Annotated in this window: 30 protein-coding genes and 1 pseudogene; 14 read left to right on the top strand and 17 right to left on the bottom strand. The window is 49.5% G+C overall.

Annotation, left to right across the window (positions count from 1 at the left end; all coding sequences use genetic code 11):
- Positions 1–81: 81 nt before the first annotated feature.
- Positions 82–426, top strand: coding sequence for an HNH nuclease YajD (gene yajD, locus OGX86_RS05820; protein WP_003832478.1), 345 nt, complete (start codon positions 82–84; stop codon positions 424–426).
- A gap of 44 nt (positions 427–470) precedes the next feature.
- Here yajD and OGX86_RS05815 read toward each other — a convergent pair whose 3' ends face one another.
- The gene (locus tag OGX86_RS05815; protein ID WP_286639544.1) at positions 471–746 is read right to left on the bottom strand and encodes a YeaC family protein; all 276 of its coding nucleotides are present in this window, start codon (positions 744–746) and stop codon (positions 471–473) included.
- A gap of 42 nt (positions 747–788) precedes the next feature.
- A complete protein-coding gene (gene msrB / locus OGX86_RS05810) occupies positions 789–1202 on the bottom strand; it encodes a peptide-methionine (R)-S-oxide reductase MsrB (protein ID WP_003832475.1) in 414 nt (137 codons plus the stop codon).
- A 341-nt stretch (positions 1203–1543) separates the two neighbouring features.
- On the opposite strand from msrB, the gene gapA reads away from it, so the two are divergent.
- Positions 1544–2539, top strand: a complete 996-nt coding sequence (gene gapA / locus OGX86_RS05805) for a glyceraldehyde-3-phosphate dehydrogenase (RefSeq protein ID WP_003030697.1) — start codon at positions 1544–1546, stop codon at positions 2537–2539.
- A gap of 72 nt (positions 2540–2611) precedes the next feature.
- Positions 2612–3496 carry a D-hexose-6-phosphate mutarotase gene (locus OGX86_RS05800; RefSeq protein WP_048226806.1) on the top strand — a complete coding sequence of 295 codons (885 nt, stop codon included), beginning with the start codon at positions 2612–2614 and terminating at the stop codon, positions 3494–3496.
- Between the two features lie 931 nt (positions 3497–4427).
- Here OGX86_RS05800 and OGX86_RS05795 read toward each other — a convergent pair.
- The 4 genes from OGX86_RS05795 to OGX86_RS05780 all read right to left on the bottom strand — a co-directional run bounded on the left by OGX86_RS05795 (position 4428) and on the right by OGX86_RS05780 (position 7384).
- Positions 4428–5282, bottom strand: a complete 855-nt coding sequence (locus OGX86_RS05795) for an aldo/keto reductase (protein WP_128316700.1) — start codon at positions 5280–5282, stop codon at positions 4428–4430.
- Between the two features lie 179 nt (positions 5283–5461).
- On the bottom strand, positions 5462–5812 hold the full coding sequence (locus OGX86_RS05790) for a hypothetical protein (protein WP_048226808.1): 351 nt from the start codon (positions 5810–5812) through the stop codon (positions 5462–5464).
- Positions 5813–5822: 10 nt separating this feature from the next.
- The gene (locus OGX86_RS05785; RefSeq protein ID WP_048214371.1) at positions 5823–6065 is read right to left on the bottom strand and encodes a hypothetical protein; all 243 of its coding nucleotides are present in this window, start codon (positions 6063–6065) and stop codon (positions 5823–5825) included.
- Positions 6066–6637: 572 nt separating this feature from the next.
- Positions 6638–7384 carry a MipA/OmpV family protein gene (locus OGX86_RS05780; protein WP_286639541.1) on the bottom strand — a complete coding sequence of 249 codons (747 nt, stop codon included), beginning with the start codon at positions 7382–7384 and terminating at the stop codon, positions 6638–6640.
- Between the two features lie 433 nt (positions 7385–7817).
- Between OGX86_RS05780 and yeaG the strand changes: the two genes are divergently transcribed.
- Together yeaG and OGX86_RS05770 are read left to right on the top strand one after the other, a co-directional pair.
- Positions 7818–9752: a protein kinase YeaG gene (gene yeaG / locus OGX86_RS05775; protein WP_003030707.1), complete on the top strand. Its 1935-nt coding sequence runs from the start codon at positions 7818–7820 to the stop codon at positions 9750–9752.
- 121 nt (positions 9753–9873) lie between these two features.
- The gene (locus OGX86_RS05770; protein WP_008784519.1) at positions 9874–11157 is read left to right on the top strand and encodes a YeaH/YhbH family protein; all 1284 of its coding nucleotides are present in this window, start codon (positions 9874–9876) and stop codon (positions 11155–11157) included.
- An 85-nt stretch (positions 11158–11242) separates the two neighbouring features.
- Here the strand turns inward: OGX86_RS05770 and OGX86_RS05765 are convergent, their stop codons facing one another.
- Entirely contained in the window at positions 11243–11653 is a 411-nt protein-coding gene (locus tag OGX86_RS05765) for a hemerythrin domain-containing protein (protein WP_128316702.1), read from the bottom strand.
- A gap of 13 nt (positions 11654–11666) precedes the next feature.
- The gene (locus tag OGX86_RS05760) at positions 11667–12437 is read right to left on the bottom strand and encodes a class I SAM-dependent methyltransferase (protein ID WP_128316703.1); all 771 of its coding nucleotides are present in this window, start codon (positions 12435–12437) and stop codon (positions 11667–11669) included.
- 164 nt (positions 12438–12601) lie between these two features.
- On the opposite strand from OGX86_RS05760, the gene dgcJ reads away from it, so the two are divergent.
- From dgcJ to OGX86_RS05745, 3 genes are all read left to right on the top strand, one after another.
- The gene (gene dgcJ, locus OGX86_RS05755) at positions 12602–14092 is read left to right on the top strand and encodes a diguanylate cyclase DgcJ (protein WP_286639538.1); all 1491 of its coding nucleotides are present in this window, start codon (positions 12602–12604) and stop codon (positions 14090–14092) included.
- Positions 14093–14136: 44 nt separating this feature from the next.
- On the top strand, positions 14137–14640 hold the full coding sequence (locus tag OGX86_RS05750; RefSeq protein ID WP_286639536.1) for a YbaK/prolyl-tRNA synthetase associated domain-containing protein: 504 nt from the start codon (positions 14137–14139) through the stop codon (positions 14638–14640).
- 138 nt (positions 14641–14778) lie between these two features.
- Positions 14779–15225 carry a DUF441 domain-containing protein gene (locus OGX86_RS05745; protein WP_016152803.1) on the top strand — a complete coding sequence of 149 codons (447 nt, stop codon included), beginning with the start codon at positions 14779–14781 and terminating at the stop codon, positions 15223–15225.
- Here OGX86_RS05745 and OGX86_RS05740 read toward each other — a convergent pair.
- Positions 15208–16000: pseudogene (locus OGX86_RS05740) on the bottom strand (AraC family transcriptional regulator); the annotation flags it as partial. The gene OGX86_RS05745 and the pseudogene OGX86_RS05740 sit on opposite strands and share 18 nt — an antisense overlap.
- 99 nt (positions 16001–16099) lie before the next feature.
- Here OGX86_RS05740 and OGX86_RS05735 point away from each other — a divergent pair.
- A complete protein-coding gene (locus OGX86_RS05735; protein WP_286639534.1) occupies positions 16100–17287 on the top strand; it encodes a CynX/NimT family MFS transporter in 1188 nt (395 codons plus the stop codon).
- Positions 17288–17324: 37 nt separating this feature from the next.
- On the opposite strand, the gene OGX86_RS05730 is transcribed toward OGX86_RS05735, so the two are convergent.
- A complete protein-coding gene (locus OGX86_RS05730; RefSeq protein WP_128316707.1) occupies positions 17325–18032 on the bottom strand; it encodes a CTP synthase C-terminal region-related (seleno)protein in 708 nt (235 codons plus the stop codon).
- A 198-nt stretch (positions 18033–18230) separates the two neighbouring features.
- Here OGX86_RS05730 and OGX86_RS05725 point away from each other — a divergent pair, with 198 nt between their 5' ends.
- Positions 18231–18578: a DUF488 domain-containing protein gene (locus tag OGX86_RS05725; RefSeq protein WP_008784512.1), complete on the top strand. Its 348-nt coding sequence runs from the start codon at positions 18231–18233 to the stop codon at positions 18576–18578.
- A gap of 7 nt (positions 18579–18585) precedes the next feature.
- On the opposite strand, the gene OGX86_RS05720 is transcribed toward OGX86_RS05725, so the two are convergent.
- Positions 18586–18834 (bottom strand): putative hemolysin, encoded by a 249-nt coding sequence (locus tag OGX86_RS05720; protein ID WP_048214378.1) that lies wholly within the window; start codon positions 18832–18834, stop codon positions 18586–18588.
- Between the two features lie 186 nt (positions 18835–19020).
- On the opposite strand from OGX86_RS05720, the gene OGX86_RS05715 reads away from it, so the two are divergent.
- From OGX86_RS05715 to yoaJ, 3 genes are read left to right on the top strand one after another with little or no spacing between them, the layout of a single operon-like run.
- Complete coding sequence (locus OGX86_RS05715) at positions 19021–20046, top strand: sensor domain-containing diguanylate cyclase (protein WP_136391771.1); 1026 nt, start codon at positions 19021–19023, stop codon at positions 20044–20046.
- 47 nt (positions 20047–20093) lie between these two features.
- Entirely contained in the window at positions 20094–20192 is a 99-nt protein-coding gene (locus OGX86_RS05710; protein WP_032941789.1) for a YoaK family small membrane protein, read from the top strand.
- Between the two features lie 2 nt (positions 20193–20194).
- Positions 20195–20269 (top strand): protein YoaJ, encoded by a 75-nt coding sequence (gene yoaJ / locus OGX86_RS05705; RefSeq protein WP_095533175.1) that lies wholly within the window; start codon positions 20195–20197, stop codon positions 20267–20269.
- A gap of 48 nt (positions 20270–20317) precedes the next feature.
- Here the strand turns inward: yoaJ and OGX86_RS05700 are convergent, their stop codons facing one another.
- The gene (locus OGX86_RS05700; protein ID WP_003832440.1) at positions 20318–20566 is read right to left on the bottom strand and encodes a GlsB/YeaQ/YmgE family stress response membrane protein; all 249 of its coding nucleotides are present in this window, start codon (positions 20564–20566) and stop codon (positions 20318–20320) included.
- Positions 20567–20927: 361 nt separating this feature from the next.
- On the opposite strand from OGX86_RS05700, the gene fdhF reads away from it, so the two are divergent.
- Positions 20928–23075, top strand: coding sequence for a formate dehydrogenase subunit alpha (gene fdhF, locus OGX86_RS05695; protein WP_286639530.1), 2148 nt, complete (start codon positions 20928–20930; stop codon positions 23073–23075).
- 52 nt (positions 23076–23127) lie between these two features.
- Here the strand turns inward: fdhF and OGX86_RS05690 are convergent, their stop codons facing one another.
- The 5 genes from OGX86_RS05690 to zinT form a co-directional block, all read right to left on the bottom strand.
- Entirely contained in the window at positions 23128–23772 is a 645-nt protein-coding gene (locus OGX86_RS05690) for a hypothetical protein (RefSeq protein WP_286639528.1), read from the bottom strand.
- Positions 23773–23990: 218 nt separating this feature from the next.
- The gene (locus OGX86_RS05685; protein WP_003832433.1) at positions 23991–24173 is read right to left on the bottom strand and encodes a DUF1869 domain-containing protein; all 183 of its coding nucleotides are present in this window, start codon (positions 24171–24173) and stop codon (positions 23991–23993) included.
- Between the two features lie 3 nt (positions 24174–24176).
- The gene (gene yeaR, locus OGX86_RS05680; protein WP_003030735.1) at positions 24177–24539 is read right to left on the bottom strand and encodes a DUF1971 domain-containing protein YeaR; all 363 of its coding nucleotides are present in this window, start codon (positions 24537–24539) and stop codon (positions 24177–24179) included.
- A 173-nt stretch (positions 24540–24712) separates the two neighbouring features.
- Positions 24713–25351: a leucine efflux protein LeuE gene (leuE, locus tag OGX86_RS05675; protein WP_003832429.1), complete on the bottom strand. Its 639-nt coding sequence runs from the start codon at positions 25349–25351 to the stop codon at positions 24713–24715.
- 139 nt (positions 25352–25490) lie between these two features.
- Positions 25491–26141, bottom strand: a complete 651-nt coding sequence (gene zinT, locus OGX86_RS05670) for a metal-binding protein ZinT (RefSeq protein ID WP_286639526.1) — start codon at positions 26139–26141, stop codon at positions 25491–25493.
- Positions 26142–26152: the final 11 nt, after the last annotated feature.

Raw genomic sequence — 26152 nt, 5'->3', positions numbered from 1 at the left:
GACACAATAGGTTATGATTAGCGCATTCTGCTGCGCCAGCTTTTGGCGCAGCTCTTCATTTCTACTGGAGGCATGAGCTTTATGGCTTTTATCCCTAAAAATTACGCCCGTCTGGAAGTCGGTTACCGGGAAAAGGCGCTTAAACTCTTTCCCTGGGTCTGCGGACGCTGTTCCCGTGAGTTCGTGTATTCAAATTTGCGCGAGTTGACGGTACACCATATCGATCACGATCACTCGAATAACCCGGAAGATGGTAGCAACTGGGAAATGTTGTGCCTGTACTGCCACGATCACGAGCATTCCAAATATACGGAAGCGGACCAGTATGGTTCAACGGTGGTTGCAGGAGAAGATGCGCAAAAGGCCGTAGGCGAAGCGAAATACAACCCGTTCGCCGATCTGAAGGCGATGATGAACAAGAAATAACATCAACTGCAGGCCCGACACAGATGTTTGCCGGGCCTGGGTAATCAGGATTTAAACGTCGCAATCGGTTCTGGCGTAATACCAAACTCAACCTTCAACTGCTGCTTGTTCTTCATCACCATCTCACCGTTGGTATCAATCGTCATATGCTGCGCGTCAATATTGTTTCGCGCCTGCCATAACATCACCAGCTGTAAGCTATTCTCTTTTTGTTCTACCGTTAGCGCTACGCCATCCGGCCATTTTCCGAGTTCAACGGCAGTCGATAAGCGCTGATAAACTTCCGGCGTCATGCTGTTGATCATCTCATCAAGATTCATGTTAAATCCACTCTCCGTAGAATAATTTGCTGAATCGTTTCTTCAACCCTTGGTTTGCTCACCGTTTTCACCATCGGTGAAGTTCAAAGACGCTGAGTTAACGCAGTACCGTTCACCGGTAGGTTTCGGACCATCCGGGAAGACGTGTCCCAGGTGTGCATCACAGTTTCCGCAGCGGATTTCAATACGCTGCATGCCGTGTGACGTATCTTTTATGTAACGGATAGCCTCATCGCTGACAGGCTCGTAAAAGCTGGGCCAGCCGCAGCCAGAGTCATATTTTGTCTCGGAACGAAATAGCGGATTGTCGCAGATCAAACAGTGGTAGATGCCGTCACGTTTGTTATGTAGCAAACGTCCGGTAAATGGCGGTTCTGTCCCGTGATTCTGCGTTACGTAGAACTGCATTTCGGTTAAATTTTTTTTCAGTTCTTCTGGAGAAGGTTGATTAGCCATTTGCTCACATCTCGCTTTATCTAAACTCACATCGCGAGACAGATTCTAACAAAACATTAACACCGGAGTGCGAACTTTTGTTCTAAACTTGATCCTTGCGAAATGGCAGCCTGCAATTCGTGATCAAAATCACGTTTTTATCTTGATTGCCCTTTAAAATTCGGGCCGCCGACCCCATGTGGTTTCAAGCCCAATGGAAGAGTGAGGCGAGTCAGTTGCGCAAAGCTTAGGCAGCAGATTGATTTGTCGCAATGATTGACACGATTCCGCTTGACGCTGCGTAAGGTTTTTGTAATTTTACAGGCAACCTTTTATTCACTAACAAATAGCTGGTGGAATATATGACTATCAAAGTAGGTATCAACGGTTTTGGCCGTATCGGTCGCATTGTTTTCCGTGCTGCTCAAGAACGCTCTGACATCGAGATCGTTGCAATCAACGACCTGTTAGACGCTGACTACATGGCTTACATGCTGAAATATGACTCCACTCACGGCCGTTTCAACGGTACCGTTGAAGTGAAAGACGGTCATCTGATCGTAAACGGTAAAAAAATCCGTGTTACCGCTGAACGTGATCCGGCTAACCTGAAATGGGACGAAGTTGGTGTTGACGTAGTAGCTGAAGCTACTGGCCTGTTCCTGACAGATGAAACCGCTCGTAAGCACATCACTGCTGGCGCGAAAAAAGTGGTTCTGACTGGTCCGTCCAAAGATAACACTCCGATGTTTGTTAAAGGCGCTAACTTTGACAAATACGAAGGTCAGGACATCGTTTCTAACGCTTCCTGCACCACTAACTGCCTGGCTCCGCTGGCTAAAGTTATCAACGACAACTTCGGCATCATCGAAGGTCTGATGACTACTGTTCACGCGACCACCGCTACTCAGAAAACCGTTGATGGCCCGTCTCACAAAGACTGGCGCGGCGGCCGCGGCGCATCCCAGAACATCATCCCGTCCTCTACCGGTGCAGCTAAAGCTGTAGGTAAAGTACTGCCAGAACTGAACGGCAAACTGACTGGTATGGCGTTCCGCGTTCCTACCCCGAACGTATCCGTTGTTGACCTGACCGTTCGTCTGGAAAAAGCTGCTTCTTACGAAGAAATTAAGAAAGCAATCAAAGCTGCTTCCGAAGGCCCGATGAAAGGCGTTCTGGGTTACACCGAAGACGACGTAGTATCTACCGATTTCAACGGTGAAGTTTGCACTTCCGTGTTCGATGCTAAAGCTGGTATCGCACTGAACGACAACTTCGTGAAACTGGTATCCTGGTACGACAACGAAACCGGCTACTCCAACAAAGTTCTGGACCTGATTGCTCACATCTCCAAATAAGTTGAGATGAAACAGTAATCTGTAAGAGCGACTCCGGTCGCTCTTTTTTTTGCCTGAAGAAAGGATTGCGTAATGATTAATAAAATTTTTGCACTTCCGGTAATCGAACAAATTACCCCTGTCCTCTCCCGCCGTCAGCTTGATGAGCTTGAGGTTCTTGTTGTCGATCACCCACAGGTTAAAGCTTCTTTCGCGCTGCAGGGCGCACATCTTCTTTCCTGGAAACCAAATGGTGAAGAGGAAGTCCTGTGGTTAAGTAATAATACCCCGTTTAAAACCGGCGTAGCGCTGCGTGGCGGCGTACCAATTTGCTGGCCGTGGTTTGGTCCGGCTGCTAAGGAGGGCCTGCCCTCGCATGGTTTTGCCCGCAACCTGCCATGGACGCTGAAAGCGCACAACGAAGACGACAATGGCGTGGTGCTGACGTTTGAACTGCAGAGCAACGCTGAAACGCGTCAGCTTTGGTCGCACGAGTTCTGTCTGCTGGCTCGCTTCAAAGTGGGAGCCACCTGTGAAATGGAGCTGGAAGCTCATGGTGAGTTTGAAACCACCTCGGCACTGCATACCTATTTCAACGTTGGTGACATTGCGGCAGTGAAAGTCAGTGGTCTTGGCGATCGCCTGATCGATAAAGTGAATGATGCTAAAGAAGATGTGCTGGCTGATGGTATCCAGACCTTCCCGGACCGCACCGATCGTGTCTATCTGAATCCGGAAGCGTGCAGCGTGATTCATGATGATGCGTTGAATCGCAATATAGATGTTGTCCACCACCACCATCTGAATGTCGTGGGCTGGAACCCTGGCCCGGCGCTGTCCGTCAGCATGGGCGACATGCCGGATGATGGCTACAAAACGTTTGTTTGTGTAGAAACGGCTTACGCGACCGCTCCGCAGAAAACCACCGAAGAAAAACCATCTCGCCTCGCGCAGACTATTCGTGTAGCTAAACGCTAACACAGCTCTGCGCACCATGCCGGATGCGGCTAACGCCTTATCCGGCCTACAAACTACACGCAGCCGCAGGTCTGATAAGCACTGCGCCCTCAGGCAGTTCCACGCACCATGCCGGATGCGGCTAACGCCTTATCCGGCCTACAAACTACATACAGCCGCAGGCCTGATAAGCACAGCGCCATCAGGCAGTTCCACGCACCATGTCGGATGCGGCTGACGCCTTATCCGGCCTACAAACTACATACAGCCGCAGGCCTGATAAGCACAGCGCCATCAGGCAGTTCCACGCACCATGTCGGATGCGGCTGACGCCTTATCCGGCCTACAAACTACATACAGCCGCAGGCCTGATAAGCACAGCGCCATCAGGCAGTTCCGCGCACCATGCCGGATGCGGCTGACGCCTTATCCGGCCTACAAACTACACGCAGCCGCAGGTCTGATAAGCACTGCGCCCTCAGGCAGTTCCGCGCACCGTGCCGGATGCGGCTAATGCCTTATCCGGCCTACAAACTACATACAGCCGTAGGTCTGATAAGCGCTGCGCCATCAGGCAGTTCCGCGCACCATGCCGGATGCGGCTAACGCCTTATCCGGCCGACAAACTACATACAGCCGCAGGCCTGATAAGCTCAGCGCATCAGGCAGTTCCGCGCACCATGCCGGATGCGGCTGACGCCTTATCCGGCCTACAAACTACACGCAGCCGCAGGCCTGATAAGCTCAGCGCATCAGGCAGTTCCGCGCACCATGCCGGATGCGGCTAATGCCTTATCCGGCCTACAAACTACATACAGCCGTAGGCCTGATAAGCACAGCGCATCAGGCAGTTCCGCGCACCATGCCTAGATGCTGCCAACGCCTTATCCGGCCTACAAACTACACGCAGCCGTAGGCCTGATAAGCTGCGGGAACATCGGCATTTGGCAAATCAGGCCATATCCAGCGCGGTTTTACCGTTTGGCGCCGGATACGTCTTATCTAACTGCTTCAACTCATCTACAGAGAGCGTTATATCCAGCGCGGCGGCATTTTGTTCGACATGCGCTACGCTTGCGGCTTTCGGAATGGCTATTACACCCGACTGATGAATCACCCATGCCAGCAAAATCTGCGCAGCGCTAACATTGTGCGCGTGCGCGATGTCATTCACCACAGAGTTAGAAAGCAAATCGCCACGCAGTCGTCCCGCCTGGGCCAGCGGACTGTATGCCATGACCGGCATCTGCTGCTGCTGGCACCACGGCAGTAAATCATATTCAATACCGCGCGAGGCTAAATGATAAAGCACCTGGTTAGTTGCGCACTCCCGTCCACCGGGAACCTGCCATAACGCCTGCATATCATCATAATCGAGATTTGAGACGCCCCAACGGCGGATTTTCCCCTGCGCAATCAGTGTTTCCATGGCATCGATGGTCTCTGCAAATGAAAAATCGCCCATCCAGTGCAGCAAATAGAGATCCAGATAATCAGTTTTCAGTCGACGCAGGCTCGCTTCGCAGGCGGCAATGGCGTTCTGTCCACCGGCATTCCATGGGTAAACTTTCGAGACTAAAAAAGCGCTATCACGCCGTCCCGTTAATGCTTCACCCACCACCTCTTCCGCTGCACCATCAGCGTACATTTCTGCGGTATCAATCAATCGCAGGCCGAGATCCAGTCCGGCCTGCAGCGCAGACACTTCATCCCGGCGTCGGCTTGGATCCTCGCCCATGTACCATGTTCCCTGCCCAATAGCAGGAAGCGATACCTGGTTTGTAAACGTCACCTGTTTCGCTGTCATCGCACCCTCCTGTGTTAATGCACCACAGTAAAGCAAAACAACGTGCATGTGTCCTGTTAGGGTGCACAAATTGCACCATCATGGATTGGCGTGTCGCCCGTTGATGCGATTAAAGTAAAAGGCCCAGGCTCTGATGCAGTCCCGGGCCGAAATAATGAATAATTATAGCTGTACAGCGCTTATTTCAACCGACCTAAATATTTACCTTCTTTCATGGCGTTAATTTTTCCATTTTTATAGACGATGACGGAAATCAAACCCGCACTGTAGGATTGTGCATCCGCATTGTTTTCATCGTTTGCCGCAGGGCTGCCATTAATATATGCAATACCATCAGCACCACGTTTAAAGTCCACGCCCAGTTTATTCACATGCACGGGTGTGGTTTTGCTGGCGTGCACCGGGGCATTAGCATCGCTGACCTGAGTTTTGTGTTCATGCTGTAATTGCTGACGATATGCTTCGCTGATAGCATAAGCAGGCGCAGCAGATGAAGCCACCAGCGCAGCGATAATAATCAATTTCTTCATGAGTTAAACCTTAGTATTTATCGTGTTTGTGGTGATGGTCGGAATGGGTGCCATCAGAGCTATACAGATTTTGCGCGTTTTCCAGGGCCTGTTTTTCAGCCGCGGCATTGATTGTCGCCTGACGGTTTTGTTCGGCGATGTAGCAGGCATCGCGGCTGATCCCTTTACTTTCGCATGCACTCATGCGTGAAGCCTCGCTGGTGCATCCAGCCAGGATCCCGCCCATCACAGCTATCATGATTAACTTTTTCATTATTTATACCAGGTTTTACTCAAGATATCCCCATGGCATATTTAAGGCCTTACCACGAGAGTTGCTATCACTACTTTTAAAGTTTAATGAATATCGGCAATAGGATATTTAATGTCAATTTTAATTTTTTCAGACAAATACCTAAAGGATGTAAAATAAAAACAAATGATTAATTTTTATTTTCTTCACCTGAAAGTTAACATTCAAAATAAGCCAAAATAGTTATCAGTTATCTTTACGCCACTTGAGAATAAATAACTCGCGTATCGCGACACAATAAAATACCGTATTATCAATAAATTATGACCCCAGAAAACGACAATCCAGAACAATAAATCATTAAGGCATGGCGATATTACCTCATGCAAAAAAATAATAGATACCAGGCTAGTAAAATGAGAGGTTTATTTTTCGTAACAGCGACAGGAATAATACGTTAAAAATTCGTTGTAGCCTGACAGAATGTCAAATCAGCACAAAAGATGAAATCTCATGTTTTAGATCAATATTCATATCAGTAGCGCACAAAAAAGCCCGCACTGATGCGGGCTAGTGTTTGACGCGCAGTAGCATCAGAACTTGTAGGTTACACCCACCGAGACGATGCCAGACCAGGACTTATCGACCATCGGGCTGTCTTTCACTTCATCACTCAAACGCACATAACGGCCAGTGCCGTATACGTTCCAGTTGCCAAGGAAGTTATAGCTCGCGGTCAACTCCATGTACGGATCCCATCCATCGTCAGCGTTGTAGCTTTTCAGACCACTGCGGCGAGACTCGTGATTGGACACGCCATAATAATAGTCGTTGTAGTTTTCGCTGCTGTACTGCACACCGATACCCGGCGTCAGAGTCAGCCCACCATTGGTGTAACGGTAGAGCCAGGCCAGATCCCAGATAAAGCCGTTGCTGTTATCCAGAGTATCCCCCGCCAGTGCAGTACGCAGGAAACCATACTGGGTGTTATGTACATACGAGAGGCCAGCCATCAAGCTGCTTTTACGCTTGTCGAGTTGGCGCAAAGCATGGCTATCGCTATCACCCGGCTTGAAGTGTGTCGGATCATAGTACGCCATGATGGAAAGCTTATCTGTCGTGTCATTCCACAAATAGTAACCGCCACCCAAGCCGTGGAACCAGACATTATCGCCTTCATAGGTGACAACCGGAACAGGGTAAACATCGCGGTCATACTGTTTGTACGGGCTGTTAATCACGCCGACACCCGCGCCAACAGTCCACTGACTTTCCGCCTGTGCGGTGCTAACTGCGGTTGCGGCAAGGACGCCAAGTGCCAGAAGTTTGAGTTTGGTCACAATCCATAATTCCTTATTCAAATGTGTAGCGGTCAAAGTGTAACCGCCAATACGCTTCAGCCCAACTATTTTACGTATTCGCCCCAGAATGTAACCCCCTAATTTCTCAGCGAGTGATGACATTTTGCTTGCAGGACGATGAACACCGCATGAATCCCGCTCCAATTCTTTACATAAGATGTGCTTTTTTTGCTGATGAGTTATTGATATGCCATTGAAATTCATTTGCGCACACAGGCAAGTTTTGCAAATGCCATCTACGCTTAATTTTAGAAGGTGTATCACCGAATACGTTGATCTCCTGACCACTAAAATGGCATGAGAGTTGCTTATTTCTTCAGCAGCGACGTCGTTCAGTTTACCTCTTCAGGGGCCTCTACTATTCATATGAACGGCTCTTAACATGTGCTAAAAAACGAAAGGACGGCATACCATGAATATATTCGATCACTATCGCCAGCGTTATGAAGCTGCCAAGGACGAAGAGTTCACGCTGCAGGAGTTTCTTACCACTTGTCGGCAAGATCGCAGTGCTTATGCCAACGCGGCAGAGCGGCTATTAATGGCTATTGGTGAGCCTGTCATGGTCGACACTGCCCACGAACCTCGACTATCTCGACTCTTTTCGAATCGGGTAATTGCACGCTATCCCGCCTTTGAAGAGTTTTACGGCATGGAAGACGCCATTGAGCAAATTGTTTCTTATTTGAAACATGCGGCTCAGGGTCTGGAAGAGAAGAAGCAGATTCTGTATCTGCTGGGGCCTGTGGGAGGGGGGAAATCATCTCTTGCTGAGCGGCTGAAGTCGCTGATGCAGAGAGTACCGATTTATGTCCTGAGTGCCAATGGCGAACGTAGCCCGGTCAACGATCATCCGTTATGCCTGTTTAATCCGCAGGAAGACGCGCAGATCCTGGAAAAAGAGTATGGGATCCCGCGTCGCTATCTCGGTACGATCATGTCGCCCTGGGCTGCGAAACGTCTGCACGATTTTGGCGGGGACATTACAAAATTCCGCGTCGTCAAAGTCTGGCCGTCTATTCTGGAGCAGATCGCAATCGCCAAAACGGAGCCTGGTGATGAAAACAACCAGGATATTTCTGCGCTGGTCGGGAAAGTGGATATTCGTAAACTCGAACACCACGCCCAGAACGATCCTGATGCCTACGGTTATTCGGGTGCACTGTGCCGCTCAAACCAGGGGATTATGGAGTTCGTTGAGATGTTTAAAGCACCGATTAAAGTGCTGCATCCTCTGCTGACCGCCACCCAGGAAGGAAACTACAACGGGACAGAAGGTATCTCTGCCCTGCCGTTTAACGGGATTATTCTTGCCCACTCGAACGAGTCCGAATGGGTAACATTCCGTAATAACAAAAATAATGAGGCGTTCCTTGACCGTGTTTACATCGTCAAAGTGCCTTATTGCCTGCGTATCTCTGAAGAGATCAAAATTTACGAAAAACTGCTTAACCACAGTGAGCTGACCCATGCGCCTTGCGCACCGGGCACGCTGGAAACGCTCTCTCGCTTTACCATTCTTTCTCGCCTGAAAGAACCTGAGAACTCAAGCATTTACTCGAAGATGCGCGTTTACGATGGAGAAAGTCTGAAAGATACCGATCCAAAAGCGAAATCCTATCAGGAGTATCGGGATTACGCCGGGGTCGATGAGGGTATGAACGGTCTGTCCACGCGTTTCGCGTTTAAGATCCTCTCTCGCGTCTTTAACTTTGACCATGCCGAAGTGGCTGCTAACCCGGTACATCTGTTTTACGTACTGGAGCAGCAAATCGAACGTGAACAGTTCCCGCAGGAGCAAGCTGAGCGTTATCTTGAGTTCCTGAAAGGCTATTTGATCCCGAAATATGCTGAATTCATCGGCAAAGAGATCCAGACGGCTTATCTCGAATCCTATTCCGAATACGGACAGAACATTTTCGACCGTTATGTCACTTATGCGGATTTCTGGATTCAGGATCAGGAGTATCGCGACCCGGATACCGGTCAGCTGTTTGACCGCGAGTCACTGAACTCAGAACTGGAGAAAATTGAAAAACCGGCGGGTATCAGTAACCCGAAAGATTTCCGTAACGAGATCGTCAACTTTGTTCTGCGTGCCAGAGCGAATAACAGCGGTCGCAATCCAAACTGGACCAGTTACGAAAAACTGCGCACGGTTATTGAGAAGAAAATGTTCTCCAATACCGAGGAGCTGCTGCCGGTCATTTCGTTCAATGCTAAAACCTCGACTGACGAGCAGAAAAAACACGACGATTTCGTCGACCGTATGATGGAAAAAGGCTACACGCGTAAACAGGTGCGTTTACTGTGCGAATGGTATTTGCGCGTACGTAAATCGTCTTAACACAAGTGCCCGGTGGCGCATGCGCTTACCGGGCTTGCAAAACAAAGTTCCGTAGGCCGGATAGCGCCAGCGCCATCCGGCACTTACAGACATGGCGAACAGTTGGCAGTACGGGGGGCTTATGACCTGGTTTATTGACCGGCGTCTTAACGGCAAAAACAAGAGCACGGTAAACCGCCAGCGCTTCTTACGCCGTTATAAATCGCAAATTAAACAGTCGATCTCCGAGGCCATTAACAAGCGTTCGGTGACTGATGTGGATAGCGGCGAATCTGTCTCTATTCCGACTGATGATATTAGCGAACCAATGTTTCATCAGGGACGTGGTGGCCTGCGCCATCGCGTGCATCCGGGTAATGACCATTTTGTGCAGAATGACCGCATTGAACGCCCACAGGGCGGCGGTGGCGGTTCAGGAAGCGGACAAGGCCAGGCCAGCCAGGATGGTGAGGGTCAGGATGAGTTCGTCTTTCAGATCTCTAAAGATGAATATCTCGATCTGTTGTTCGAAGATTTAGCACTTCCTAACCTGAAGCAGAATCAGCAGCGTCAGTTAACGGAGTACAAAACGCACCGGGCAGGTTTTACCTCTAACGGTGTGCCTGCCAACATCAGCGTGGTGCGATCCCTGCAAAACTCACTGGCGCGCCGCACGGCGATGACAGCGGGTAAGCGTCGCGAACTGCATGCTCTCGAAGCGGATCTGGAAACCATCGCGAAAAGCGAACCAGCGCAGTTGCTGGAAGAGGAACGGTTACGCAAAGAGATTGCTGAACTACGGGCAAAAATCGAACGCGTGCCATTTATCGACACCTTTGATTTACGCTACAAGAATTATGAAAAACGCCCCGATCCTTCCAGCCAGGCGGTGATGTTCTGCCTGATGGACGTCTCTGGTTCAATGGATCAGTCGACCAAAGATATGGCTAAACGTTTTTATATCCTGCTGTATCTGTTCTTAAGCCGGACCTATAAGAACGTGGAGGTGGTTTATATTCGCCACCATACCCAGGCGAAAGAAGTGGATGAGCACGAGTTCTTCTACTCTCAGGAAACCGGGGGAACCATTGTCTCCAGTGCGCTGAAGTTAATGGATGAAGTGGTGAAAGAGCGCTACAACCCTGCCCAGTGGAACATCTATGCTGCACAGGCATCGGACGGTGATAACTGGGCTGATGATTCACCGCTGTGTCATGAGATTTTGGCGAAAAAGCTGCTGCCAGTGGTCCGCTATTACAGCTATATCGAAATCACTCGCCGTGCTCACCAAACCTTATGGCGTGAATACGAACATCTGCAATCAACCTTTGATAACTTTGCGATGCAACATATTCGCGACCAGGATGATATTTACCCGGTATTCCGCGAACTGTTTCATAAACAAAGTACGACCAGCAATAGTTAACCACCTAAACAAATCAGCCAGAGGTTATCTTCTCTGGCTGATTTATTCCGGGTGTGGTGCCTTCCGTTCAGCACGTAAAATGACCCTACATCCTTTCCACCAGCGGATAGAAATCTTTATTTTCTTTTTGCATACGCTCAAACACTTTGCGTAGAACAGTGTTGGCATCGCGCCTGAATGCTTCATCATTGCCTATTAATTTACTGGCAATATTCCAGCGCCGGGAAAATACGTCATAATCGCTGACGATATCCGTCATTTCACGTTGAAATTTTGAGCTAACCTGCCTGAGTGCGCTATTTCCATCCTGCTCAATATGCGGATAAAGGAACTGATCTTCAGCAGACAAATGCGTTTTTATAATCGCACTCATGCTAACGATCACAATAGCAATTTCCTGCGCGTTGGATGATACACCTGCCTGGCTCAACTTACGTAAAAATGAAATTTTCTCAAAGATTTCAACATGCTGATTTTTCATCTTATCAATATTCATCCGTTTATCCTTTTTATTTTCCCTTTACAGAGCAGCAGGCAATGTAATTGAGTCGATGACGTTGCGAACGGAAGAAGCGAAACATTTTCAGGAACCGACGACGATTTTCGCTCGTGCGTAAGCCGTTAAACACAATTTTAACCGCTCCTGTAAGCCCTTCATCACGAATTAATCCGCGCGGCGACATCAGCGACATGTCGCCATTCTGCTGCAGGACCTGTTCGAACCCACAGTTAAGAAACAAATCACGCCAACCTTGTCTGGTCATTGGGCTAACGTTTGATTTCACCACATCGACAAGCTGGCCCTGATCGCCCGCACCCAGTTTTTGGGCGGTGAACATAATATCGTGGGTGAGCAGACGCCCACCGGGCTTCAACACGCGATAATATTCGGCAATTAACTTCGCCTTCGCTTTATCGGCATACATTGTCAGCATGGCTTCGTTAATCACAACATCGAAACTGTTATCCGCAAAAGGAAGCGTGTTGGCGTTTGCAGCCATCACATGAATGTGATTTTCCAGACCATTTGCCGCCACGTTATTCCTTGCATTTGACAGTGCGGTTTTATCCATATCAATGGCGTATACCGTGCAACCATAGCGTTGAACTAACTCTATCGCCGTCGTGGCCATGTTGCACGCCACTTCAAGCACCTGGCTGCCGGGCGTCAGCTGTGACTGGCTAAACAACCATTCTGTTGCTTCAACACCGCCCGGACGCAGACGGGTTTTGCCCAGGCTGGCTAAAAATGTATGACCCGCTTTTTCAGTCGCGCTCATTGGCCTGTCTCCTTTCTATAAGTTGCATTATAAATACAACATTAAGAGTTAAAGGTGAAGCGCGCGAATGATTTTTATTACAAAATGTCCTTGCCCGTAGCGTTAGAGCGGATGTATGCCCTGTGATAGACTGAAGTATCAGACTTACAGGGCTGTAAATCATTATGAAATTGCATCATAAAGCGCTCAGGCTCTTTATCTCCGTCAGCGTAATTGTTTTGACGTCTTCTTTTTTGGTTTATGAGCTCATTGCCAGCGATAAAGCAATGAATGCGTACATGCGCTATATCAATGAGAAAGCCGACTCATCGTTTCTCTATGATAAGTACACAAATCAGAGCATCGCAGCCCATCTGATGCGCACATTTTCGTCCCCTCAGGAGCCAGCCTCTCTCGAACAGCAAAAAGCACTTTGCAGCGCTTTCGACAGCGTTAACAACACTCATGGGCTCAACCTCACTAAGCACAACTATCTGCCATTACACGGTACGCTGCAGACCACCTCAACAAAATGTAGCGAACAGCTTGATGACATCTTTCTGCTGCCTTCTTTTGACCGGGCGGTCAATGTTAATCGTCAGCAGAAAGATTACGGTCAGGGATTAGGGACACTGGAGTATAAATTTCGATATTACGTCGATCTTAAAAATAACTACGTCTATTTCTATGACCAGATCGACTCGCGGAAATTTGCGATACACAACTGGTCGTTTTTGCAAAAGGGCACGCTGGGAATCGACCAGAATGATATTGATGGTATTTTCACCGGCCGCACGGTGATCTCCAGTATTTATGAAGATAACCTGACTGAGAAAAAAGTGATGAGCTTTTTAACACCGGTCTACTACACCGGTAAGTTAAAAGGTGTGGTGATGGTGGATATTAATAAAGAGAATTTACAGAATATTTTCTATACCAGCGACCGTCCTCTCGTCTGGCGCTATCTTAACGTAACGGTCTCTGACACCAGTTCAGGTAAAGAGATTCTCGTTCATAAAAGTGAAACCGATCTGTTCCGCTATGTTCACTATGAGAAGGACATTCCTGGCGGTATACGCATCACCCTCTCACTTGATGTTATGTACTTTATTGTCTCGTCCTGGAAGATATTTGCCTTCTATTTACTGGCAACGATATTGCTGCTGAATATGGTCAGAACGCATTTTCGGCTGTATCACAACGTCACGCGGGAAAATGTCAGTGATGCGATGACAGGGCTCTACAACCGTAAAATTTTAACGCCTGCGCTCGAACAACGTTTACAGCAGTTAGTAAACTCAGGCACCCTCGTGACCTTTATCGCCATTGATTGCGACAAACTAAAAGTTATTAATGATACGTTGGGGCATAAGGAAGGCGATCGCATTATCACCATTCTGGCCAAAGCCATCCAAACGTCCATTCGCAAAAGCGACTATGCCATCCGCCTCGGCGGCGATGAGTTTTGCATTATCCTCATCGATCACCCCAGTGAATTAACGCCTCGCCTGCTGGAGAGGATTCGCTATAACTTACAAATTATTGCGCAAGATATATCAATCAGCTTCTCTGTCGGGATTTATAATATGCAGCCAAACGACACCATTGATGATGCCTACAAAGCATCTGATGCACAGCTCTACCTGAACAAACAGAAAAAACGCACCGATGCGTAATCATTTTTCTGACAGGATTTTCATTGTTGTACCAGGAGTAAGTCATGACAGAAGTGAACAAAGGTAACGCAACGCACCAGCGTTTAATCTCCCTGTTGTCAGAACACGGTGCGACCTACCGCGTAGTCAGCCATGAAGCCGTAGGCAAATGTGAAGCAGTTTCTGAAATTCGCGGTACCGAACTGGGTCAGGGTGCAAAAGCGCTGGTCTGCAAAGTAAAAGGCAACGGCGTCAATCAGCATGTCCTGGCGATCCTCTCTGCCGATCAGCAGGCCGACCTGAGCCTGTTGGCCAGCCATATTGGCGGGTTGAGAGCATCGCTTGCCAGCCCGGCGGAGGTCGATGAACTAACAGGCTGCGTATTTGGCGCTATCCCACCGTTCAGTTTTCATCCGAATCTCAAGCTGGTCGCCGATCCGCTATTGTTTGAGCGTTTTAATGAAATTGCGTTCAATGCCGGGATGCTGGAAAAATCCGTGATCATGGATACCGCGGATTACCTGCGCATCGCGCAACCGGAATTAATCCCGTTCCGCCGCGAGCAGTAACTGTCCGAGTTAGCAGTAAAAAACATCGCTTCGTGCGTTAGTCCAAAAAAAATCATAATCATTAAAAAAAGCCTGTTCCGTCACGCATTTACGCGTACAGTAAGCAGGCTTATTTTTTCTTTTGGCAAGGAAACTACGATGTTTGATGTCACTCTGCTGATCCTGCTCGGACTGGCAGCTCTGGGCTTTGTCAGCCACAACACCACTGTCGCTGTTTCAATTCTGGTGCTGATTATAGTCCGTGTTACCCCTCTGAATACCTTCTTTCCCTGGATTGAAAAACAGGGCCTGACCGTCGGGATTATCATTCTGACCATTGGTGTCATGGCGCCGATCGCCAGCGGAACGCTACCGCCCTCCACACTTATCCACTCCTTTGTGAACTGGAAATCACTGGTTGCTATTGCCATTGGGGTATTTGTCTCCTGGCTTGGCGGGCGCGGTGTTACGCTAATGGGCAGCCAGCCCCAGCTTGTTGCCGGATTACTGGTGGGCACGGTACTGGGCGTGGCACTGTTTCGCGGTGTGCCGGTGGGGCCGCTTATTGCGGCAGGTCTGGTCTCGTTGATTGTTGGGAAGCAGTAGCCAGCCCGTTCAGATAACGGCCTGGCGTCTGCCCCAGGCCTTTTTTGAACATAGTGATAAATGCCGTGGTCGAATCATACCCGAGCATTTGCGCAACCTGCTGTACATTGCGGCCATCAATCAACGCCTGCAGCGCCAGAATCAGCTGGAGCTGGTGACGCCAACGGCGAAAACTCAACCCCGTTTCTTTGACGACCAGACGAGCAAGGTTACGTTCACTCATCGCAAATACGCTGGCCCATTGTCCCAACGTCTGCCATTGTGCAGGCTCTCTCGCCATCGTTGCGACCATTCTGCGAATTTTCGGGTGATCGGAAACCGGTAACTGCATCTGCTCCTGGGGCTGCTGCGGCAGTTCATCAAACAACACCTGCGTCAACCGCTGGGTTGCTGGCTCCAGTCGTTGAGCATCTGTTTTGGATGCCAGCGCCAGAATAAGCTCCCGGCACAACGGAGCAATTTTCAGCGTGCAGCAACGATCGGGCATCACGACGGCCTGCGGCTCAATAAACAAAAAGCACAATTGCGCGCCAACGGTAACGTGGTTGCTGTGTGGAATTTCACCGGGGATCCACACCGCATATTGCGGAGGCACCATCCACATAGCATTCTCAACCTCACAGGTGATCGCGCCATGCAGCGCCAGAATCAACTGGCCTTTACGGTGCTGATGCAGCGGACTGAAAAGTTCATCTTCCCGGGCCTGAATACAAAACGCCACCGCCGCATCGTGGTGAAGATCGGGTTCGTATCCATCCAGTCTCAGTCCTAACATAAAAATGTCCGATTTAAGCGATAAACTGTCATTTTAGCTTGATTCATCCATTGAGTAAAAACGCTAAGGTATCGCCTCGCCTGACGATATGAGAAAAAAATGACAAATACACCTTCCTCCCGTGGCAAGAGCGCAGCGTTGCTGATCGCGGGGATCCTGATGATTGCCACCACATTGCGCGTCACCTTTACCGGTGCAGCCCCGTTGCTGGATGCAATTCGCGCCGACTACGGTCTGAGTACCGCCCAGACGGGGCTTCTGACCACCCTGCCACTGCTGGCTTTCGCACTGGTTTCACCTCTGGCTGCCGCCGTTGCGCGCCGTTGGGGTATAGAACGTAGCCTGTTTGTCGCTATGCTACTGATTTGCGCGGGTATTGCGTTACGTTCGCTGCCCTCACCAGGGTTCCTGTTTAGCGGCACCGCCATCATTGGTTGCGGAATCGCGTTGGGAAATGTGCTGTTACCCGGTCTGATTAAGCGCGATTTTGCTCAGCATGTGGCGAAACTCACTGGCGCATACTCGCTGACCATGGGCGCGGCAGCAGCACTGGGTTCCGCCATTGTGGTACCGCTGGCGTTGAACGGGTTTGGCTGGCGCGGCGCGCTGATGGTACTGATGGCCTTTCCGCTGCTGGCGCTGATTATCTGGTTACCCCAATGTCGCCAGACGGCCAATGCCAGTTTGAGCAACTCGCGCGCTCTGCATTCCCGCGCGATCTGGCGTTCCAGCCTCGCCTGGCAGGTAACGCTGTTTCTGGGGATCAATTCTCTTATCTACTATGTGATCATCGGCTGGCTACCGGCTATTTTAATCAGCCACGGCTACAGCGAGGCGCAGGCCGGTTCATTGCATGGTTTACTACAGCTGGCGACCGCCGCGCCGGGATTATTGATTCCTCTCGTCCTGAACAGATTTAAGGATCAGCGCGCCATCGCCGCTCTGGTTTCATTAATGTGCGCCGTCGGCGCGGCGGGATTCGCCATAATGCCCGACCAGGCATTGCTATGGACCATCCTGTTTGGCTTTGGCTCAGGCGCGACGATGATCCTCGGCTTAACCTTTATTGGCCTGCGCGCAAGCTCAGCGCATCAGGCTGCTGCCCTCTCCGGCATGGCACAGTCTGTCGGATATTTACTGGCGGCCTGCGGACCACCGCTGATGGGGAAAATTCACGACCTCAACGATAGCTGGCTGATTCCATTAGCGGGTGTCGCCGTGTTAGCGATGCTGATGGTGGTATTTGGTCTGTGCGCGGGGCGTAATCGGGAGATCGCGAGCGCATAATGCACAGGGCAGGTCCGTGGACAACCTGCCCGTTTTTTTATCCGCGCGCGGCGCGCAGCATCGCCTGAACTAACGGCACGGGTTTACCCGCCAGCGCGCCACGTTCATGCTGAAAGAGCGTGCCAACATAAAATGGATGCGTCACCAGCTCAATGGCACGAATATCACCAGCCTCATCCCAACCGGTCACCCGAAGATCGCCCCTTTCAAGCTCGGCGGCAAAATCCTCCGATACGCCATAGTTGCAGTGATATCCCTCGGTGATAACATCCCGCCCGTAGGCTTTGGCAATCAGCGTATTGGCCCGCAGCTCAATATCATCCGTTTTTTCTACCAGCGAGCAGGTCAATGGTGCTATCACCATCCGACCCGTGCTGTCCGTCTCCGCGTGGGCGGCGTCGCTCCAACCCAGCACGTTGCGGGCGTACTCCAGAATTGCATGTTGAAAGCCGCCGCAGGTACCCAGGAATGGGATGCTGTTTTCACGCGCGTAGCGTATCGCTATCAGCGCCCCTTCAAGATGGCGATATGGACTGCCTGGAACGACCCAGATGGCATCATAGCCAATCAAGTCCTCACTGCTGTTGATATCAGATGTAGTTAGCCAGTCATAATCAGCCACCAATTCCAGGACGGCGGCAGCATCATCGATAGCAAGGGGAATAGCCTGGTGCGCCACAATATCGGGGCTGTAATCACCCACCAGCGCAATGCGAAGCGTATCTTTAATTGGGGAAATTTCCATTAAGCTTTCCTTGTGTCCTGACAATAAGGGACAGCATAAGGAGCCTCAGCCTACCGACTTTTTAGTGGTATCACAATCCCTTAAATTGGGAGTCAGGGTGGGCAAAATGCTATAATGGTCACGTTTTACGATCTTATTTAACCATAATAAAATCGATGAGCAATACCTGAGCGGTAGCTGAAAGGAGCGGATGAAGAGATGAAGATTCAGTGTAAACGTGTGTATGACCCGGCAGAAAAAAGCGATGGTTATCGCGTGTTAGTCGACCGGTTGTGGCCACGCGGGATAAAAAAGACTGACCTTGCTTTCAACGAATGGAATAAAACGCTGACGCCATCTTCTGAATTGCGCAAAGCATTCCACGCAGAACTGATCGATTTTTCACACTTTTCCGAGCAATATCGCGCAGAGCTGGCCCAACAGCAGCAGGAAGGAAAGCGCCTCGCAGAGATTGCCCAGCAGCAAACCTTAACGCTACTGTATGCGGCGAAGAATACCCAGCAAAACCACGCGCTGGTGCTCGCTGAGTGGCTACGTCAATGCTGACCGCGTATTACTTGGCCGTTGCCGGATGATCTCTACGCCAGAGTGACCATTCATCAATCACTTCCCCGTTGGGTAGTTTGCAGTCAGACTTAACACCTTGCGGAGTCTGCACCGCAATCAACGAGCCGCCCTTTTGTTCGCAATACACCGATGCTGGATTCGCCATGCCAACTTTCGGTGGCACAGGCGCTTCCGGTTCCGTGGTACACCCCGCCAGCACCAGCAAGCCGGGCAAAACAATAGATGCCAGTTTCATATTTACTCCTGTTAAAAACTTTATCCTGGCAGGTTACCCCGACTTTCCATCTATCTCCATGTTTTCCTGCCAGCTATCCATTTTATGTTTACATTCTGAGCTGGATGGCGTGTTTCATCTTTCACCTTGATGTTCTATCATGCGGGCAACGTCAGCCCAGTCATTACTCAGGAGCATTTACATCTCATGTCGGACATGATCCTTGCCAGAGTCTCACAATCCTTAGCCACGGAGCAGTCTGTTGAAAGTCTGGTTCGGCAACTTCTGGAGATGCTGGAGATGGTGACTGAGATGGAATCGACCTACCTGACCAAGGTCGATCTGGATGCCCGTCTGCAGCATATTCTGTATGCGCGTAATAGCCGCCAAATGCAGATCCCCGAAGGGCTATCCGTGCCGTGGGATGAAACGCTGTGCAAACGTGCTATTGAGGAAAACTGTCTGTACAGTGACAACGTGCCCGCACGCTGGCCGGAATGTACCGCCGCTCGCGCACTGGACATCACCACCTTTCTGAGCACTCCCGTTCATCTTCCCGACGGAACGTTTTACGGAACGCTCTGCGCTACCAGTCGCCAGCAGCAGGCATTGAGCCAACGTGGAGAACAAGTATTACATCTGTTTGCCGGTCTGATCGCCCAGTCGATTCAAAAAGAGTCGCTGGTTGCTCAGTTGCGTGAAGCGAACGCCGCGCTGATTGCTCACTCCTACACTGATGCCCTGACAGGGTTACCGAATCGGCGCGCAATTTTTGAAAATGTGGAGACCCTTTTTTCGCTTGCCCGTCACCTCAGGCAGAAGATAGTTGTCGCCTATATCGATTTGGATGATTTCAAATTGATCAATGACCGCTTTGGCCACGAGGTTGGTGACCAGTTCCTGATCCAGATTGGGCAGCGCCTGCTCCGTGAATGTAGTGATAATGACATTCTCGGTCGACTGGGCGGCGACGAATTTTTAGTCGTTCGCCTGTCAGCGGAAGATGAACTTGATCAGCTTATGCGTCTGCAGCAGGTGAAAAATCAGCTGCAACAGCAGATTTGCGGTGACTACCACCTGGGTGACATTCATCTGTTTTATCCTGGTGCCAGCCTGGGTGTGGTGGAAATTGATCCGCTGGAGACTGATGTAAACTGTGCGCTTCATCTTGCAGACAGCGCAATGTATCAGGATAAAAAGCGTCAGGATAAAACCCCTTTTGTCGTACATTAAGCCCTGCTATGCTGGCTCGTCTTTAAATAACTCTGGTAGATAATCGTATGCGACTCGGTATTATTTTCCCTGTCATTATTTTCATTTCCGCTGTCGTTTTCTTATCCTGGTTTTTTATTGGCGGCTACGCTGCGCCGGGAGCATAACGATGAAAAAAACAACGATTATTATGATTGGCGTGGCGATCATCGTGGTTCTGGGCACGGAACTGGGGTGGTGGTAACCAAAATAAAGGCCACTTATCAGTGGCCCCTATTGTCTGTATGTTTACTTAGCTTTTGATTTTTCTGTAGATAAACAACACCACAATCGCACCGATAACCGCTACGACGAAACTGCCGAAGTTGAAACCATCAACTTTACCAAAACCAAAGAAGGTACTGATCCAGCCACCCACTACCGCACCGACAACCCCTAAGATAATGGTCATAAAGAATCCGCCGCCATCTTTACCCGGCATAATCCATTTTGCCAAAATCCCAGCGATAAGACCGAAAACCACCCATGAAATAATGCCCATAATTTTCCTCACTTATGTTTTTAAATTAACGATTCACTCGTTGTATAAAAGCATAGCATAGCGCTGAAAAATTAAAATTTGTGATCGTCATCACTTCATATTTTCATCTTTTTCTGATGTTTCATAAGGTTATGACTGCTGACCGGCAGGCTAAATTTTTGCCGCTCCTCGTCATTAATGTCGAATCGTCAGTCATTATGCTTAACACTTTTGCCGTCAGCCCCGTTATTGCTGGGTTTTCACTTCTGGCACACTTTATGCTTAAACAACCCGTCGATACGACAAATCGTAGTCCGCGGTGCTTATCGCGTGGCTGCGTCTACAATTCGCGCTATTTCAGCATTTAACAGGTCTGTTATTGATGAAAAAAATCACCAGTGTTTGCCCATACTGTGGGGCCGGGTGCAAGCTCAAGCTTGTTGTCGAAAATAACAAAATCATCCGCGCCGAAGCCGCAGAGGGTGTAACGAACCAAAATCAGTTATGCCTGAAAGGCTATTATGGTTGGGACTTTCTTAACGACACACGCCTTCTGACTCCCCGTCTGACTCGCCCGATGATCCGTTATGAAAAAGGTGGCAAATTCACGCCCGTTAGCTGGGATGAAGCCATTCGTTACACCGCAAAACGCCTGTCTGAAATCAAAAATACCTATGGCCCTCGCGCCATTATGACTACCGGCTCTTCCCGTGGAACCGGAAATGAAACTAACTACGTGATGCAAAAATTCGCACGTGGCGTACTTCATACCAATAATGTCGATTGTTGTGCCCGCGTCTGTCATGGCCCTTCCGTTGCCGGATTACAGGAAACGTTAGGCAATGGCGCCATGAGCAATTCCATCAGCGACATTGAAAACTCAAAATGCCTGCTGATCTTTGGTTATAACTGCGCCGACTCGCACCCAATCGTGGCCCGACGAGTGATTAAAGCTCGCCAGAATGGCGCAAAAATCATTGTCTGCGACCCACGTCGTATTGAAACCGCCCGTATTGCTGACCAACATTTGCAGTTGAAAAACGGTTGCAACATGGCGCTGGTTAATGCCTTTGGTCATGTTCTTATCGAAGAGCAACTCTACGATCGCGAGTATGTGCAAAAGCATGCGGAAGGGTTGGAAACATACTGGGAAACCGTTAAGGACTATGCGCCTGAAGCCGTTGAATATTTGACCGGCATTCCCGCACAGCAGGTTCGTCAGGCAATGCGTACATTTGCCGCAGCACCATCGGCAACCGTAATGTGGGGGATGGGCGTCACCCAGTTTGGTCAGGCCGTTGATGTGGTTCGCGGTTTGTCGAGCCTGGCGTTGTTGACCGGGAATCTGGGTCGCCCTAACGTCGGCGTTGGCCCCGTTCGCGGGCAAAATAACGTGCAGGGAGCGTGCGATATGGGGGTACTACCTAACCAGTTCCCGGGGTATCAGGACGTGACCGATTCCGCCGTCAGGGAAAAATTCGCCAGCGCATGGGGCATTGACGTTAATCAGATGGATGACAAGGTTGGAACGCGCATCACCGAAGTTCCTCATCTGGCTCTCGAAGGCAAAATAAAAGCCTACTACATCATGGGAGAAGATCCGCTGCAAACCGAGGCGGACCTGGGACTGGTCCGCGAAGGGTTTAACGCGCTCGATTTTATCGTCGTGCAAGACATCTTCATGACTAAGACAGCGGAAATGGCCGACGTCCTCCTGCCGGCCACCTCATGGGGCGAACATGGCGGCGTCTTCACCTGTGCCGATCGGGGCTTCCAGCGTTTTGAGAAAGCGATTGAACCCACCGCTGACGTAAAGCGTGACTGGGAGATTATCAGTCTGCTGGCCAGCGAAATGGGCTATCCAATGCAGTATCAAAATAACCAGCAAATCTGGGATGAGATGCGCAAGCTGTGCCCGCTGTTCTACGGCGTGACCTATGAGAAGATGGGGGAAATGGGGCATGTTCAGTGGCCATGCCCGGATCTCGATAGTCCTGGTACGCCATACCTTTACGCACACAGCCAGTTTGATACCGCCAACGGTAAAGGCAAACTGTTTGCCGCACCGTGGCGAGCGCCCGCAGAAGTTCCGGATGACAATTATCCGCTGGTGTTGTGTACCGTGCGTGAAGTTGGGCATTACTCCTGTCGCTCGATGACCGGTAACTGCGCAGCGTTACAAGCGTTGGCTGATGAACCAGGATATGTGCAAATCAATACCCATGATGCCGAAAAATTCGGTATCCGTCATCGTGATCTGGTGTGGGTCAGCTCGCGTCGGGGTAAGGTCATCAGCCGTGCGGATGTATCCGAGCGTATCAATTCCGGAACGGTATATATGACCTATCAATGGTGGATTGGTGCATGCAACGAGTTAACCCAGGATAACCTCGATCCAATCTCGAAAACGCCGGAAACCAAATATTGTGCCGTAAATATAGAGCACATTACCGATCAGATATGGGCTGAAAAGTATGCCGCTCAATCGTATAGCGATATGAAATCACGCTTGTGTGAGGCGATTGCATAAGTCCCCCCCCTTGCCGCCTGAGTCTGGATATCCAGACTCAGGTTTTATCTCATTACTTCGCCAGGTGTGGTTCGCTGAAGCGGATGGAGGCAGATTCCTCCTTCTTATCCCGCTGCATAAAACCGAGGTTCATCAGAAACAATCCCGCCATAAACGGTAGTTCATACAGTTCTTCAATCAGATCGCCGTAATGGGCATTGTGCAGGAAGATGGGAGCCAGCAGACGATGATGCTCTACCGTATCGGAAATCAAAAATGCACAGGCAGTAATCGCCAGCATCCAGACCGGTAACGGTTCATTACGCACGCGTCGGACAATATCCTGGCGTAAGCGCTTCGACAACAGCACCGGCAGAATAATCATGGCAATTAATACGACGGAGATAGCTCTGAACAGGAGTTTAGGATGTTCAGGGAAGTAATCACGCCCCCAACTGGTGCTTCGGCCCAGCAAGACCAGCCACCACACAGCCGCCCAAAGCCAAAATTGTTTCCCACCTTCAGGACGAGATAAAGGCCGGATGTAGCAAAGCGTAAATACCGCACCAAACAGTAGCCATAGCGCCTGCCCATTTTCGATCCATCTGACGACAGTGCCGTTGAGCAGCGGAAGATTCCAGTTCGCGGTGAACGGGATCGCCACGATGACCAGTCCAAGAATGATTGTGGGTAATGTAAGTCGGGTATTCAGTTTCATAAACGCGATGTTCTGTATTGTTACTGTTTTGCGATCATAACCCCTGTGAATGATAGACAATTAGCATTCAATGCTGATTTCTTAAGGTATTCTTAAGGAATCTTTTTTCGGACATTCCCCCATTCAACATAAACAAAAAAACCGCACAACGCCGTCAAAACGAAGTGCGGTTAGTAGATTAAAATTCAGTGTATTCAATCAGTAGGAGTAATTAACGCCTACCATCCGCACACTTCATGCTCATTCTCGGTATCGTATGAACGTACGGTATTGACCAGATCTTTAACAACTTCTGCTGCCACATCCGGCACCAGTAATGTCATCGGCGCTTCTGTTTCATAATCAACAGAAACACCGTTGCTGTTATTAGTCACGGTTACGGTATAGGTTGCTTTGCCCATGATTTACTCCTTGCCGGTGCGCACGACTTTTCGTTGATTTGCACTCTCCATCAGAACTTCCGGGGCAACGAAAAAATCGATATTAAAGTAAGTGTCGTCGGTCATCACTTCGATGTTATGCCATTTTTCAGGCGGAAAAACGCCAAACTGACCGGCTTCAATAACCATCACTTCTACTGGTTCCGGGCTGTGTTCATCGGCGTATCCGAGATATTTGACCGCCCCCTGCATAACAGAAAGTCGTGGATAAACCCCGGCACGAGTTCCTTTATCAAGGTGGCGTTCGAAAATTCCGGCAGGCGCAGTTTCTTTGTTCCAGAATGGAGTAGAGCGTGTATGGATGTGATTCTGTGGAATTTGAAGCATTTTTCTTCCCTTTTCCAGTCGACAACCAGCGAGTCTTATTGAACCGCTGCTGTACACAGGGTACGCCTCCAAATATACATTTAAAATACCATTTATTGGTTATAACCCTACAATTATAAATGAAAAGCAAAGCGTCATATTGAAGGCCCGCCGCAACCAGCGGGCCAATGGCATCACGACTGAAGCGTGGCCAGACGAGCGGCAAAACCAACGAAAATCAGGCCGATAAGGGAATTACCCACTTTGGCCAGTTTTTTCTTCGTGCGAATATACTGCGTCACGAATGCGCCGGAGAAAATAAGGAAGCTCAGATAGAAAAAGCTCACTACCTCAAGCGTAATGGCCAAAATAAAGAATGACAGCCCTGAGTGCGGTGCATTGACATCAATAAACTGCACGAAGAACGAAACATAAAACAAAATAGCTTTTGGATTCGTCAGGCTCAGAATTAATGCTCGCTTAAAAATAGCGCCAAACGGGACTTCCTCAGGCGCGGCGTCGCTTGCTTTCGATTTCAGTGTCGCATACAGGATCTTCGCACCGAGGTACAACAGATAAAACGCGCCAAGATAGCGAACGATGTTGAACAAAACGGGCGTTGTTTTGATCAATGCGGCAACACCGGCATAGGCCAAAAACATCAACACGGCATCACCGATAAACACACCGCTTGCGGCGAGATAACCGCCCTTCACTCCCCGACCAACGCTGTTCTTTAACACAAATATCGTATTTGGCCCCGGTACCAGCACGATAAAAATAGCCCCCACCAGATACGTCCAGTAATTCAGAACTCCATACTCTGCGAACACGTTAACCTCTTCCTGAAAAAACACATGCACTTGCTGCGATACAATATGCTAACGAATGCATCGGGTGATGGAAAGAGAAGGTTATGAATTAAAAAACCCGCCACTGGTGACGGGTGTGTACAGATAAGGTTAGCCCGGATTAATGGTGCAGCATCTCATCCACAACCTCTTCTCCCTTCAACTGATAAGGGTAATAGGTAGGCCAGTTTTCCATCTCTTCAAGCAAGGCTGCCTGCGAGGTATTTCCCATAAAGATATGGAAGTGGCTCGATTTACGCGGTGCGATAATATGATCGCTAAATTGCACATATTTAGGCGCTTTACTGTCAGCAGCTTTACACTCAAACAGATACCGTACACCTTTCTTGCCTGATTTATAGTGCAGGATTTTATATCCGGCATAGTCGTATTTACATGATGCAACCTGATTACCGGTATGAAACTCCATCACACCATTTTCAATGCCGATAGTGTCTACGTTGGTTGCATAGCCTGTACGGTAATACGCTTTAATTTGTTCTGCTGTTTTATTTTTATCTTTCTCCGCTTTCTTTTTGAACACCGGATCAAGTTCGCCGCTGACCAGATACGGATAGACAGATTGCCACATGCCATCCCAGTCGGTCAGCGCCCTGTTCTGCACCTGGTTGTCATCAAATACCCCTTCCGACGCCTTTTGTTCTGCTTCACTCATTGGCGCACCATGGGAATGATGACCATGCGCCAGAACCGAACCACTGACTAAAAGTATCCCCAGAGCGATTGTCAGTTTCTTAAAACGAATAGTCAAAATTTCACCCT

Origin of the sequence: Citrobacter sp. Cpo040 (assembly GCF_030332915.1) — a bacterium.
Classification (GTDB): domain Bacteria; phylum Pseudomonadota; class Gammaproteobacteria; order Enterobacterales; family Enterobacteriaceae; genus Citrobacter; species Citrobacter portucalensis.
This window is presented reverse-complemented; position numbering and strand designations above follow the sequence as displayed.